This is a genomic window from Achromobacter sp. (assembly GCF_032102605.1).
Classification (GTDB): domain Bacteria; phylum Pseudomonadota; class Gammaproteobacteria; order Burkholderiales; family Burkholderiaceae_B; genus Achromobacter.
The window spans coordinates 694,041-707,379 of sequence record NZ_DAMDGT010000002.1; the positions used below are offsets into that span (position 1 = coordinate 694,041).

15 protein-coding genes are annotated in these 13,339 nt (G+C 66.4%); 9 read left to right on the forward strand and 6 right to left on the reverse strand.

The features are described 5' to 3' along the window. Positions 1 to 159 precede the first annotated feature (159 nt). Genes RT614_RS07910 through pyrF form a run of 3 tightly spaced genes read left to right on the forward strand, consistent with a single transcriptional unit; the run spans position 160 to position 2,753 of the window. Positions 160 to 558, forward strand: coding sequence for a diacylglycerol kinase (locus RT614_RS07910; RefSeq protein WP_313621545.1), 399 nt, complete (start codon positions 160 to 162; stop codon positions 556 to 558). Between the two features lie 48 nt (positions 559 to 606). Continuing rightward, entirely contained in the window at positions 607 to 1,926 is a 1,320-nt protein-coding gene (locus RT614_RS07915; RefSeq protein WP_313621546.1) for an NAD(P)/FAD-dependent oxidoreductase, read from the forward strand. Positions 1,927 to 1,934: 8 nt separating this feature from the next. Further along, positions 1,935 to 2,753 (forward strand): orotidine-5'-phosphate decarboxylase, encoded by an 819-nt coding sequence (gene pyrF / locus RT614_RS07920; RefSeq protein WP_313621547.1) that lies wholly within the window; start codon positions 1,935 to 1,937, stop codon positions 2,751 to 2,753. A gap of 170 nt (positions 2,754 to 2,923) precedes the next feature. Here pyrF and RT614_RS07925 read toward each other — a convergent pair whose 3' ends face one another. The 6 genes from RT614_RS07925 to ribBA all read right to left on the reverse strand — a co-directional run bounded on the left by RT614_RS07925 (position 2,924) and on the right by ribBA (position 7,409). Beyond that, positions 2,924 to 3,493, reverse strand: coding sequence for a CinA family protein (locus RT614_RS07925; protein ID WP_313621548.1), 570 nt, complete (start codon positions 3,491 to 3,493; stop codon positions 2,924 to 2,926). After that, positions 3,490 to 3,996, reverse strand: coding sequence for a phosphatidylglycerophosphatase A (locus RT614_RS07930; protein WP_313621572.1), 507 nt, complete (start codon positions 3,994 to 3,996; stop codon positions 3,490 to 3,492). Before RT614_RS07930 ends, RT614_RS07925 begins: the two co-directional genes overlap by 4 nt. 66 nt (positions 3,997 to 4,062) lie before the next feature. Continuing rightward, positions 4,063 to 5,028 (reverse strand): thiamine-phosphate kinase, encoded by a 966-nt coding sequence (gene thiL / locus RT614_RS07935; RefSeq protein ID WP_313621549.1) that lies wholly within the window; start codon positions 5,026 to 5,028, stop codon positions 4,063 to 4,065. Between the two features lie 186 nt (positions 5,029 to 5,214). Continuing rightward, positions 5,215 to 5,724 carry a transcription antitermination factor NusB gene (gene nusB, locus RT614_RS07940; RefSeq protein WP_313621550.1) on the reverse strand — a complete coding sequence of 170 codons (510 nt, stop codon included), beginning with the start codon at positions 5,722 to 5,724 and terminating at the stop codon, positions 5,215 to 5,217. Continuing rightward, positions 5,693 to 6,223 (reverse strand): 6,7-dimethyl-8-ribityllumazine synthase, encoded by a 531-nt coding sequence (gene ribH, locus RT614_RS07945; protein ID WP_056325435.1) that lies wholly within the window; start codon positions 6,221 to 6,223, stop codon positions 5,693 to 5,695. Before ribH ends, nusB begins: the two co-directional genes overlap by 32 nt. A gap of 10 nt (positions 6,224 to 6,233) precedes the next feature. Further along, the gene (gene ribBA / locus RT614_RS07950; RefSeq protein WP_313621551.1) at positions 6,234 to 7,409 is read right to left on the reverse strand and encodes a bifunctional 3,4-dihydroxy-2-butanone-4-phosphate synthase/GTP cyclohydrolase II; all 1,176 of its coding nucleotides are present in this window, start codon (positions 7,407 to 7,409) and stop codon (positions 6,234 to 6,236) included. Positions 7,410 to 7,559: 150 nt separating this feature from the next. Here ribBA and RT614_RS07955 point away from each other — a divergent pair, with 150 nt between their 5' ends. From RT614_RS07955 to phnE (RT614_RS07980), 6 genes are all read left to right on the forward strand, one after another. Next, the gene (locus RT614_RS07955) at positions 7,560 to 8,378 is read left to right on the forward strand and encodes an HAD-IIB family hydrolase (RefSeq protein WP_313621552.1); all 819 of its coding nucleotides are present in this window, start codon (positions 7,560 to 7,562) and stop codon (positions 8,376 to 8,378) included. A 12-nt stretch (positions 8,379 to 8,390) separates the two neighbouring features. Further along, on the forward strand, positions 8,391 to 9,203 hold the full coding sequence (locus RT614_RS07960) for an IclR family transcriptional regulator (RefSeq protein ID WP_313621553.1): 813 nt from the start codon (positions 8,391 to 8,393) through the stop codon (positions 9,201 to 9,203). Between the two features lie 147 nt (positions 9,204 to 9,350). Next, positions 9,351 to 10,349, forward strand: coding sequence for a phosphate/phosphite/phosphonate ABC transporter substrate-binding protein (phnD, locus tag RT614_RS07965; RefSeq protein ID WP_313621554.1), 999 nt, complete (start codon positions 9,351 to 9,353; stop codon positions 10,347 to 10,349). A gap of 6 nt (positions 10,350 to 10,355) precedes the next feature. After that, entirely contained in the window at positions 10,356 to 11,126 is a 771-nt protein-coding gene (gene phnC / locus RT614_RS07970; RefSeq protein ID WP_313621555.1) for a phosphonate ABC transporter ATP-binding protein, read from the forward strand. After that, on the forward strand, positions 11,123 to 12,010 hold the full coding sequence (gene phnE / locus RT614_RS07975; protein ID WP_313621556.1) for a phosphonate ABC transporter, permease protein PhnE: 888 nt from the start codon (positions 11,123 to 11,125) through the stop codon (positions 12,008 to 12,010). The genes phnC and phnE (RT614_RS07975) overlap by 4 nt, the downstream gene beginning before the upstream one ends. Next, entirely contained in the window at positions 12,007 to 12,831 is an 825-nt protein-coding gene (gene phnE / locus RT614_RS07980) for a phosphonate ABC transporter, permease protein PhnE (RefSeq protein WP_313621557.1), read from the forward strand. The genes phnE (RT614_RS07975) and phnE (RT614_RS07980) overlap by 4 nt, the downstream gene beginning before the upstream one ends. Positions 12,832 to 13,339 lie beyond the last annotated feature (508 nt).

Genomic DNA, 13,339 nt, shown 5'->3' on the forward strand with positions numbered 1-13,339 from the left:
TGACAGGGCAAAAAGGTAAAGTGGCCTTACCAATTGACCAGAATCCTGCGCTTGCGGTCGTTGGGTCACAATTAGGGTTTGCCCATGGGCCTGCGCTGTGTCACGCGGGCAACCCTTATCTGTTAAAAAGCCGCCACACCCGGCTTTCTTCCGATTCCCATGACCCACGACCCGCAACACTCGCCCTTTAAAAGCACCGGCGGCGCGCGCCGTATCTTGAATGCGCTGCGCTACTCCTGGCAGGGTCTGAAGGCGGCCGTCAAATACGAGGCGGCCTTCCGCCAGGAACTTGCGCTGGCCGTGCTGATGATCCCGGCAGCGTTTTTCCTGGGCCGCACCACGGTGGAAGTCTTCTTCCTGGTGGGCGTAGTGATCATGGTGCTGGCGGCGGAACTGCTGAATTCCGCCATCGAAGCGCTCGCCGACGCGCTGTCCGTCGAACGCCATCCCCTGCTGGGGCGGGCCAAGGACCTGGGCAGCGCAGCGGTGATGCTGTTGCTGATATTCGCCGGAACGGTCTGGGTGGGGGTGGCCATCAGCCGTTTCGTCATGCATTGACACGGTTCGCACCATGACGGGGTTGCGAGTCTATCTATACTGGGAGGCATGATGCCCAACTCGACGTCTGCACCTTCCGAGCGCGTCGTCATCGTCGGCGGCGGCGCAGGCGGCCTGGAACTGGCCGCGAAACTGGGCCGTATCCACGGCCGCAAACACATCACCCTGGTAGACAGCCGCCCCTTCCACATCTGGAAGCCTTCGCTGCACGAAGCGGCGGCCGGCACGCTGGACATCCACCAGGAAGGCCTTTCCTACCTGATGCTGGCGCACATGGACGGCTTCACGTTCGCGCAGGGCCGGCTTGAAAACGTCGACCGCGAACGCCGCCTGATCACCCTGGACGGCGTGAACGACGGCCAAGGCCAGGAAGTCCTGCCGCGCCGCGAACTGGCGTACGACACGCTGGTGCTGGCGCTGGGCAGCACGTCCAACTTCTTCAACACGCCGGGCGCGGCCGAACATGCGGTCACCCTGGACACCACTGAAAACGCCGAGCAGTTTCGCCTGACCATGCTCAAGGCCATGGTGCAGGTCGACCTGGCCAAGGTGCGCGACCCCAAGGCCCGGCTGGACCTGGTGATCGTGGGCGGCGGCGCAACCGGCGTCGAGCTGGCCGTCGAGCTGACCGAAGCCAGCCACGTCGTCAGCGCCTATGGGCTGCCCAATTTCCGCGCCGAGCGCGATTTGGCCATCACGCTGGTGGAAGGCGCGCCGCGCATTCTTTCCGCGCTGCCCGAGAAAATCTCGGTGGCGGCGACCAACCGGCTGACCGAACTGGGCATCCGGGTCGAGACCTCGTGCCGCGTGTCCGAAGTCACGGGCAACACCGTGCGCACGGCAGACGGCCGGGAATTTCCCGCCCAGCTCTGCATGTGGGCCGCGGGCATCAAGGGACCCGCCCTACTGGCGGACCTGGGCCTGCCCCTGAACAAGCTGGGCCAGCTTGAAGTCAACGAACGGCTGGAAACCCCCGATCCGCACATCCTGGCGCTGGGCGACTGCTGCGCCGCGCCGTGGCGCGACGGCCGCACGGTGCCGGCCCGGGCCCAGGCCGCGCACCAGCAGGCCGATTACCTGGCCAAGAAGCTGACCGCCCGCCTGCGCCATTCGGCCGAGCCCACCCAGCCCTATGTCTACCAGGACCACGGTTCGCTCGTGTCGCTGGGCCAGGACGCGGGCGTGGGCAGTCTGATGGGCAAGCTCGCCGGACGGGGACTGTTCGTAAGCGGTACACTGGCGCGCTTGATGTACATGAGCCTGCACCTGATGCACCACCGAGCGGTGCTGGGCGCCTCGCGTACCGTCTCCCTTGCCCTGGCCCGCCTGCTCATGCGGCGCACGCGCCCGCGGGTCAAACTGCACTGAACTCCCCCATGAATTTCCTGCAAAAACTCGAACACGCCTGGACCACCAGCAACTCGCTCCTGCAAGTCGGGCTGGATCCCGATCCGCAGCGCTTCCCCCGCGAATTGCAGGACAAGCCCGACGCCATCTTCCAGTTCTGCCGCGACATCGTCGACGCCACGGCGCCATACGCGTGCAGCTTCAAGCCGCAGATTGCGTACTTCGCCGCGCATCGCGCCGAAGACCAGCTTGAAGCGTTGTGCCAGCACATTCGCGAAAAGCACCCGGACCTGCCGATCGTGCTGGACGCCAAGCGCGGCGACATCGGCTCCACGGCCGAAAACTACGCTCGCGAAGCCTACGAACGCTACCAGGCGCACGCCCTGACCGTCAGCCCGTACATGGGCCTGGATTCGGTGGAGCCTTACCTGGCCTGGCGCGACCGCGGCGTGATCGTCCTGTGCCGCACGTCCAATCCCGGCGGCTCGGACCTGCAGTTCCTCAAGATGGATAACGGCGAGCCGCTGTACCTGCACGTGGCAGGCTTGGTGGCCGACAAATGGAACGCCAACGGCCAATGCGGCCTGGTGGTGGGCGCGACGTTCCCGAATGAACTGGCCGCAGTGCGCCAGCGCATCGGCGACGCCCTGCCGCTGCTGGTCCCCGGGATCGGCGCCCAGGGCGGCGACATCACCGCCACCGTGAACGCCGGCGCCAACGCGGCGCGCAGCGGCATGATGATCAATTCTTCGCGCGCCATCATCTACGCCAGCGGCGGCGACGACTGGCGCGAAGCCTCCGCCACGGCGGCGAAGGGCCTGCGCGACGCGATCAACGCGGTGCGCTGAACCCGGGGCAGACCCGCAAAGGCCGCCTGCGACGCGTGCTACGGCACGGCGCGGGGGCACACATCCCCCGCAAAAATAGCCGCCCCGCTGCACGGCCGCCCGAAGGCGGGGCAGCCCCCTCTGGGGGCAGCAAGCGAGCGCAGCGAGTGCGGCGTGGGGGCCTTTCCTCTTTAGCGCCGGTTTATCGGCGCACCGACGAACTCCAGCAAGCCGCGCAACGCGAATTCCACCGACGCCTGACGCACCTGCGCCCGGTCTCCGGTAAACACGTGGGTCACTGCACGGCTGCTGATGCCGTCGCCCACCCGCTTCGCAAAGCCAAAGCACACCATGCCGACGGGCTTGCCCGGCGTGGCGCCGCCCGGCCCGGCGATACCGGTCGTCGAGATGGCCACGTGCGCGTCTGGCACCGCCAGCAGCACGCCGTTGGCCATTTCCAGCGCCACCGGTTCGCTGACCGCGCCGAAGTGATGAAGCGTTTCCGGAGACACTTCAAGTTCGGTCACCTTGGCGTCGTTGCTGTACGTCACGAAGCCGCGATCGAACCAGTCGCTGGACCCCGCCACCGCGGTGACGGCGCCCGCCAACAGCCCGCCCGTGCACGATTCCGCGGTGCCCAGCATCCATCCCTGGCTTCGCAGCACATCGCCCAGCCGTTCGGACAGGCCGAGGACGGTGGCTTCCGACAACTGCGCGGCCGACAAGTTGGTCCGCGTGCCTGCTTCTTGCTGATCGTTCATCCCAAGACTCCTGTGCGGGCCACCAGCGCCATCACCAGCAAGGCATAACCGGCCGCCACGATATCGTCCCACATGACCCCAAAGCCGCCCTTGATGTGGGCGTCGAAGAACTTGATGGGCGGCGGCTTGACGATGTCGAACGTGCGGAACAGCACGAACGCAAGCGCCTGCGACAACAGGCCGGCCGGCGTGAGCCACAGCACCAGCCAGAACGCCACCATCTCGTCCCAGACCATTCCGACATGATCCGACTGCTGGAGTTCACGGCCCACGCGATGGCACGCCCAGCAGCCATACAGGAACGCCAGAGCAAGAAATATGCCGATGGCCAGGTCGGATGCAGCCGGCGCGGCCGCCACCCAGATGGCCCAGGCAAGCAGCGTGCCCCACGTGCCCGAAGCCGGACGGATGAGCCCGCTGCCAAAGCCGAACGCAATCAGTCGGCCGGGATCGCGGCAGACCCAGGACAGCGCCGGGTACGCGGCCCGCGAGCGATCACGCATGGAAGTGGACTGCTTGTCGGTGGAAGGCATGTGGTGTTGGTTCTGCTAACGACAGGAGACCGCGGCTCAAGCCGCGGGAAAGTGATCGAAACCGGAAGGCAGGTCCGCCAGCGGCTGGCCTTGCGCGTCCAGGACGGACATGCCTGGCTGCGGCAGAATCTCGCCCACGCGAGTCACACGCGCGCCGGCGGATTTGCCGGCAGCCAGCACGGCGTCGCGCCGCGACGGCGGCGCCGTGAAACACAGTTGGTAGACGTCGCCTCCGCCCAGCAGGGCGCGGCGCAGCAGCGCAGCGTCCAGGCCCGACAGCGCAGGCGCCATGGGCAGATCGGCGAAACGCAGGCAGGCGCCCGCGCGGCTGGCGGCAAGGATGTGGCCAAGGTCCTGCAACAGGCCGTCGGACAGGTCGATCGCCGCATGGGCGATGCCGCGCAGCGCAAGACCCAGCGCCACTTGAGGCTCGGGCCATTCCAATGCGACGCGGGTGGCGGCCAGCAGCGCCGCATCGGCCGGATGCTGCCCGTCCAGCAGCCGGTAGGCCACGTCGGCCGCACCCAGCTCGCCGGACACCCAGATATCGTCGCCGGCTTGCGCGGCGTCGCGGCGCAGCGCCTGCCCCGCTGGAACCGCGCCAAAAACCGTCACGCTGATCGCCAGGTCATGCGCGCTGCGAGTGGTGTCGCCGCCGATGAGCGGGCAGCCGTGGGCCGCGGCCAGCGCGTGAAAGCCGTCGGCAAAGGCGGCCAGCCAGGGTTCATGCAGATGGGGCAGCGCCAGGCCGAGCACGCAGCCGATCGGGCGCGCGCCCATGGCGGCAAGGTCCGACAGATTGACCGCCAGGGCCTTGTGCCCCAGCGCTTTGGGATCGACGTCGGGAAAGAAATGTCGGCCTTCCAGCAGCAGGTCCGTGCTGGTGGCCACCTGTTCGCCGGGCGGAACAGGAAACAGCGCGCAATCGTCGCCAACGCCCAGCAGACCGGCCGGGGCGGCACGCGTGAAATAGCGCGCGATCAGATCAAATTCGGACGCCACCGCGCCTCCACTATCCTGCGATCAATGGTCGCCGTTGCATCTTGATGTGCGCGGCGCGGCCCAAATTGGGCGCGGTGCGCCCAAAACCGAGGCCGCGCGGATCCGGCTCCGCCGGTCCGCAGCGGCGCCCCCTTGAGGGGGGAGCGCGCAGCGCTACGGGGGTGGGCCTACCCGCTACGCCTTCCTCTAGCGCCGTTGCTGCGCCGCGGCCTGGACTTCGTGCGAACGCACGTCGGCGGCCAGCTTGTCGAGCACGCCGTTGACGAATTTGAAGCCGTCCGTGCCGCCAAACGACTTGGCCAGTTCGACGGCTTCGTTGATGGCAACCTTGTACGGCACTTCGACGTGATGAATCAGTTCGAAGCTGCCGATCAGCAGGATGCCGTGTTCAACGGGCGACAGTTCGTTCAGCGGGCGGTCCACGTAAGGCGTGAAGCGCTCCCGCAGGGCGGGCGCCTCGCGCAGCACGCCGTGCAGCAAGGTCTTGAACCACTGCGCGTCGGCCTCGGAGAAATCCTCGGTGTCGCGCAGATGGGCGTCGATCTCGCCGGCGTCCTGCGTGCCTTCGCCGCCGCGCAGCAGCCACGCGTACACGCCCTGCAACGCAAATTCGCGTGCACGGCGGCGCGCGCTGCGCGCGTTGGCGCGGGCCTGCGCCGCGCTATCAGCGCTGGTCGTCGTCTTCTTCGTCGTCAAAATCTTCGTCCTCGTCGTCTTCGTCTTCGTCTTCTTCCTCGGGTTCCAGCGCCGCCACGAGGTTGGCCATTTCAACGGCCACCTGGGCGCAATCGCGGCCCTTGCCGGCGGCGCGGGCTTGCGCCTGCTCGTCGGTGTCGACGGTCAGCACGCCGTTGGCAACGGGGATGCCGGTTTCGAGGGAGATACGGGTGATTGCCGTGGCCATTTCATTGCTGACCACTTCAAAGTGATAGGTTTCGCCGCGGATGACCGCGCCCAGGGCGATCAGTGCGTCGAACTCGAACGTTTCGGCCATGTGCGACAGGGCAACGCCCAGTTCCAGCGCGCCGGGCACGGTGGCGACCATCACGTCGCGTTCGTCCACGCCGAGCTCGGCCAGTTCCTTCAGGCACGCTTCGAGTTCGGCCTGGCCGACTTCTTCATTGAAACGGGCGCGTACGATGCCGATGTGCAGCCCTTCGCCGTTCAGGTCGGGGGTAAGGATGTAAGGGTTCATTTGTCGGCCTTCAGTGTGTTGCGGGAGTGTTCTGCGGGTCGCAATCGTAACCCGTAATGGTGAGCGAAAAGCCCGCCATGCTGGGCATCTTGCGCGGCCGGGCCAGCAGCTTCATCTGGCCCACGTTCAGGTCGCGCAGAATCTGGGCGCCAATCCCGTAGGTGCGCAGGCCGAAACGGTCCGCGTTGGCGGGGTTGGCCTGGGCCTTGGGGTCATTCCAGCCTGCAATCTGGCCAAACATGTGTTCCGTGGACGACTGGCAATTCATCAGCACCAGCACGCCGGCCGGGGCGGCGGCGATAGCTTGCAGCGCCTGGGCCACGCCCCAGCTATGCGGACTGGCGCCGGTATCCAGCACGTCCAGCACGGACGCCGGTTCGTGCACGCGCACCAGCGTCTCGACATCGGGAGTCACATTACCATGCACCAGCGCCAAATGGGCGGAGCCGGTGGCGGCGTCTTCGTAGGCCACGGCCTCGAACGTGCCCCAGGCCGTCTGCATGGGGCGCTTGCCCACGCGCTTGACGATGGATTCGTGTTCGCTGCGGTATTGGATCAGGTCGGCGATGGTGCCGATCTTCAGGCCGTGTTCGCGGGCGAATTCCACCAGGTCGGGCAGGCGCGCCATCGTGCCATCCGGCTTGAGGATCTCGCAGATCACGGCGGCGGGCGTCAGGCCGGCCATGGCGGTCAGGTCGCAGCCGGCCTCGGTGTGGCCGGCGCGCACCAGCACGCCTCCCGGCACGGCGCGCACCGGGAAGATGTGGCCGGGCTGGACCAGGTCAGACGGCTTGGCGTCGCGCGCCACCGCCACCTGGATGGTGCGGGCGCGGTCGGCGGCCGAAATGCCGGTCTCGACGCCTTCGGCGGCCTCGATCGACTGCGTGAAATTGGTGCCGTAACGGGTGCCGTTGCGGGCGGCCATCAGCGGCAGGTCAAGCTGGCGGCAGCGTTCTTCGGTGAGCGTCAGGCACACCAGGCCGCGGCCGTGAGTGACCATGAAGTTGATGGCTTCCGGCGTGACGAATTCCGCGGCCATGACGAGGTCGCCCTCGTTTTCGCGGTCTTCTTCATCAACTAGGATGACGATGCGGCCGGCGCGCAGCTCGGCGATGATCTCGGCAACCGAAGCGATGCCGAAGGATTCCGGCTCGGAGCCGGGCATGGAGGACAACTGGACGGACATGGCGTGACACGTAAACCAGGCGGGAAAGCCCGGATTTTACCGCCCCCGCAGGCTAATGCCCTATCTGCCCCCGCCGGACCCGTCCGGACCGGGGCATCCGGTTAAACTTTCGGCCGGAGATCCCCCCAAAAAAAACGAAGGAAAAACCTCATGCAAGCCCTTGCGGCCATGCCTTTGAACGTCGCCGCGGCCGTCCGCGTCGTCCTGACCGACATCGACGATACGCTGACCACCGACGGACGCCTGCCGGCCGACGCCTACGCCGCACTGGAACGCCTGGACCAGGCCGGCATCCAGGTGGTGCCGATCACCGGCCGCCCGGCCGGCTGGTGCGACCACATCGCCCGCATGTGGCCCGTGCGCGCCGTGGTCGGCGAAAACGGCGCCTTCTACTACGCGTACGACCGCCAGGCCCGCCGCATGACGACGCACTACTGGACGGACGCGGCCTCGCGCCAGGAAAGCCGCAAGAAGCTGGACGCCATCCGCGACCGGGTTCTTGAGCAAGTGCCGGGCAGCGCCGTCGCCAGCGACCAGGACTACCGCGTGGCCGACCTGGCCATCGACTTCTGTGAAGACGTGCCCGCCCTGCCCGACTCGGCGATCAGCAAGATCGTCCAGATCTTCGAAGAGGCCGGGGCGCAGGCCAAGGTCAGCTCCATCCACGTCAACGGCTGGTTCGGCGACTACGACAAGCTCACCATGACCCGCACCATGTTCCAGCGCGAGTTCGGCGCGGACGTCGCTGGCGCGCTGGACAGCACGCTCTTCATCGGCGATTCGCCCAACGACGAGCCGATGTTCGCCTACTTTCCGATCTCGGTCGGCGTGGCCAACATCCAGGCCCAGATCCACCGTCTGACGCATCGCCCGGCTTTTGTCGCCGCCTTCCATGGCGGCGCGGGCTTTGTCGAAATGGCCGACCGCCTGCTCGCCGCGCGCCAGGCAACCCAAGTCCAGCCGGCCTGAGGTCTGCACAACGTGGCTACTACCAAGACCGCTGCGCCCGCCAACGACGGCCGCCGCAGCATCCAGTCCATCGAGGTGGGCGTGCCCCTGCTGGCCGCGCTGGTCGATGCCGGCAGGCCTTTGACGCTGCGCGACCTGGCGGCCGGCGCCGGCATGACGTCCGCCAAGGCGCACCCCTATCTGGTCAGCTTCATTCGCGTGGGACTGGTGCAGCAGGACGCCGCCACCGGCCAATACGAACTGGGCCCCTTCGCGTTGCAGATGGGTCTGGTCAGCCTGCAGCGGCTGGACCCAGTGCGCATCGCCATGCCCGAAATCGCCAAGCTGCAATCCGACATCGGACACACGCTGGGCATCGCGGTGCTGGGCTCGCATGGCCCCACGATGATCCACATGACCGAAGCCAGCTACCCGGTCCACGTGAACATGCGCAAGGGCACCGTGATGTCCATGCTGCATACCGCCACGGGCTTGGTGTTCGCGGCATGGCTGCCCCCCAAGGTCAGCGAACACTACATCGCGCGCGAGGAAGGCGACACCGCCGTCATCGCCAGCGTGCCGCCGCCCCGCAAGGCTTCCCGCGCCAACATCGAGGCCCAGCTTGCGGACATCCGCGTCCATGGCATGGCCCGTGCGCTGGGCAATCCCCTGCCGGGCGTGGATGCCCTGTCGGTGCCGGTGTTCGACAACACGGGCGGCATCGTTCTGGCGCTGACCAGCCTGGGCCCCACCGGCCTGTTCGATGTGTCGTGGGACGGCGCCATCGCCCGTCCGCTCCTGGCCTGCGCGCACGAAATTTCCCGCAAGTTGGGCTTCCGCGGCTGACGCGCGCTTCGCGCAAAAACGAACACAAAACGAATAAAACGAACAAAAGACGAAAAGAAAGGCAGGGACTTTCCCAGGTGTGCCGTCCCCAGTTGTGTGTTTGAATTCAGGAAATATTCAATTCATACCTACACGAGGAGACACACGATGCAAGCCTTGCGTCTTTTGCAGGCGGCCACGCTGGCCGCATTCGCCTTTGGAGGCGCCGCAGCCCAGGCCGCCGACACCTGCTCCAACCGCGGCGACCTGGACCAGATGTACTGCGACTCGAACAAGGACCTGGTGGCCGACACGCCCACCGACGCGTCCAAGCTCAAGACGCCTTCCACGCTGGTGTTCACCTACACCCCCGTCGAAGATCCGGCCGTCTACGAAGACATCTTCAAGCCCTTCACCAAGCACCTGTCCGAATGCACGGGCAAGCGCGTGGTTTTCTATCAAGTGCAAAGCAACGCGGCTGAAATCGAAGCCATGCGCTCGGGCCGCCTGCACGTGGGCGGGTTCTCGACCGGCCCCACCGCGTTTGCCGTCAACATCGCGGGCGCCGTGCCGTTCGCCGTCAAGGGCTACGCCGACGGATTCCAGGGCTACAACCTGATCGTCATCGTCAAGAAAGACAGCCCCTACCAGAAGCTGACCGACCTGAAGGGCAAGAAGCTCGCGCACACCGCGCCCTCGTCCAACTCCGGCCACATGGCGCCCGTCGCGCTGTTCCCGAAGGAAGGCCTGACGCCCGACAAGGACTACAAGGTCATCTTCTCCGGCAAGCACGACCAGTCCGTCATGGGCGTGAACTCCGGCGACTACGACGCCGCCGCTGTCGCGTCCGACGTGTTCAAGCGCATGGTCGAACGCGGCCAGGTCAAGGAAGCCGACTTCCGCGTGATCTACACCAGCGAGAAATTCCCGACCTCGTCGTTCGCCTACGCGCATGACCTGGAGCCGAAATTCCGCGACCAGATGCTCAAGTGCTTCTACGACTACCGGTTCCCGCCGGAAATGTCCAAGGCCTTCGACAACGCAGACCGCTTCTATCCCGTGACCTACGAGAAGGACTGGGCCATCGTCCGCCAAGTCGCCGAATCCGGCGGCGAAAGCTTCAACCGCGCCGCCTACGACCGCGAATCCGCCAAGAGCAAGAAGTAATCCAGCATGAAGACGTCGCTACGCATTTCCGGCCTGGTCAAGGAATACCGGGCCGGCCGGCCGGTTCTCAATGGCATTGACCTGCACATCGCCGGCCAAGGCCTTACCGCCATCATCGGGCCTTCGGGCACCGGCAAGAGCACGCTCCTGCGCTGCATCAACCGGCTGATCGAACCCACCAAAGGCGAGATCGTCCTGGAATCCCAGGACGGCGCCGTCGATCTGGCGCGCGTGCGCGGCGCGGCGCTGCGCCGCGCACGCCGGCGCATCGGCATGGTCTTCCAGGAATACAACCTGGTCGAACGCCTGACGGTGATGGAGAACCTGCTGACCGGGCGGCTGGGCTATACGTCCGCCGTCAAGGCCTGGATGCGGCGCTTCGAACCCGAAGACATCGAGCACGCGTACAAACTGCTGGACACCGTCGGGCTGGCCGGCTTTGCCGACCAGCGCGCGGATGCGCTGTCCGGCGGCCAGCGCCAGCGCGTGGGCATCGCCCGCGCGCTGATGCAGCGGCCGCAAGTGCTGCTTGCCGACGAACCGACGTCCTCGCTGGACCCGAAAACCTCCGTTGAAATCATGGAGCTGCTGTCCGCGCAGGGCAGCGCCACCGGCATTCCCGTCATCGTGAACATCCACGACGTCGAACTCGCCCGCCGCTACGCCACGCGCATCGTCGGCATGTCCGGCGGCCACGTGGTCTATGACGGCAACGGCCAGGGCCTGGACGCGGCCATGCTCAAGACCATCTACGGAGGCGAGTCTTGGCTGGAATGATCCAATCCCGGGGCGCCAACCGCCCATTCGCCATGTCGGGGCGCGCCAAGGCCGGCGTGCTGCTGCTGGTGATCTACACCATCTACGCCGGCGCGCAACTGGACTTCAGCTGGGCGCGTTTTGAAACCGGCATGGGCCACGCGTCGACCTTCCTCGCGCGCATGTTCCCGCCCAATTTCGAAAAGCCCGCCACCTTGTGGAAAGGCATTGCCGAAAGCCTCGAGATCGCCGTCCTGGCCTCGATGCTGGGCATCATCCTGGCCCTGCCGGTCGGCCTGCTGGGCGCGCGCAACATGATGCCCGCCTGGATCTCCTGGCCCGCTCGGTCGCTCGTCGCGCTCTGCCGCGCCCTGCACCCCGTCATCGTCGCCATCCTCTTCGTCAAGGCCGTTGGCTTTGGCGCGCTGGCCGGCATCCTGGCGCTGACCGTCGCGTCCATCGGCTTCATCGGCAAACTGTTCACCGAAGCCATCGAGGAAATCTCGCTCAAGCAGGTCGAAGCCGTGCGCGCCACCGGCGCATCCTTCGCCAACGTCATCATCTTCGGCGTCCTGCCGCAGGTGTTCGCGCGCTTCATCGGCTTCGCCACCTATCAGTTCGACTCCAACCTGCGCAACTCCACCATGGTCGGGATCGTGGGCGCGGGCGGCGTCGGCGGCACCTTGTTCTCGGCCTTCCAGCGCTTTGATTACGACTTCGTCAGCGCCATCCTGCTGACCCTGATCGCCATCATCATGCTGGGCGAAATCCTTGCCGGCTTCGTGCGGGCCGTGTTCCTGGACAACCTCGGCTTCGACCGCATCCTGCAGAGCCGCTTCGCCGGCGCACGCGGCATCGGCAGCAGCAAGCAACCGGCGGCTCGCAAGGCGGAGGTGGACGAATGAACGCCCACGTATCCCCCCTGAACCCCGCCGGCCAGCCCCGCGTCTGGCAACGCTACAGCATGGGCCAGCGCCTCTTGCGCTTCGCGCTGTACCTGCTGGTCGTCGCCGCCATCGTGCAGGCGATCCGCGGCGTAGAAGTCATCCCCGAGTTCCTGTACGACGCACCGGAACAGATGGCCGACCTGTTCCAACGGATGTGGCCGATCGACTGGGCCTACTACCCGGACGGCGTACACAACGCCCTCATCGAAACGCTGCACATCGCCACACTGGGCACCATCCTCTCGGTGTTCATGGCCGTGCCCGTGGGCCTCCTGGCGGCCAACAACCTCACGCCCAGCAAAACGATCAACATGCTGGCCCGACTGATCCTCGTATCCAGCCGGTCCGTCAACTCGCTCGTCTGGGCACTGCTGTTCATCGCCATCTTCGGCCCCGGCGCCCTCGCCGGCACACTGGCCATCGCGTTCCGCTCCATCGGCTTCGTCGGCAAGCTGGTAGGCGAAGCCATCGAAGAAGCGCAGCGCGGCCCCATCGAAGCCGTCACGGCCACCGGCGCCAGCAAGGCCTCCGTGATCTGGTACGCCTACTGGCCCCAGATCCGCCCCGCCTTCTGGTCCATCGTGCTGCTGCGCTGGGACATCAACGTGCGCGAATCGGCCGTGCTGGGCCTGGTCGGCGCCGGCGGCATCGGCATGGCGCTGGACACCGCCCTGAACCTGTTCCAGTGGGACCGCGTCGCCCTGGTGCTGGCCGCCATTTTCGTGGTGGTCGTCCTGGCCGAAGTCGTCATCACGCAGGCACGCAAACGCATCCTGTAACGCCACGCCCGCTTTACGCTCGTCGGTTTCCCCTGACCAGCGCTCCTTCGCCGCCCCCACTTGGGGCGGCGTTTTCTTTTGCGGGCGACGACTGCCGGATACCTTGGATTACGTCCGCCAGGAAATGCCAGGCAGAGGATGTCAAACACGACCTTGTGCAATTGCGCCAAGCGCCCACGACGGCCAAGGTGACCAACGCGCGCAAAAAGAAAAAAAACAGCAAAAAAGCGCGCAGCGTCCGCCTCCCGACGCAAGACATCGCGTAAGCCCCAAAAGGCCGCCCGCGCGGCCGACCTGGGGCGGGCCCCGCAAGATGCTCCTAGGCCAACGAACGTCGAAAAGAACCTGAAGAACACCACCCGCCCCAGCGACCGGCAAGATCCAATCACCAAAGCCCGGCGCGTCGGCGGCCTGGGGTGCGCGGGGCGTGTAGATGCGCCCGAGGGAATCGGAAGGAGCGGCCGAAGGCCGGGACGACGATGACGAAGGGGCAGTCCGGAGCGAAGGC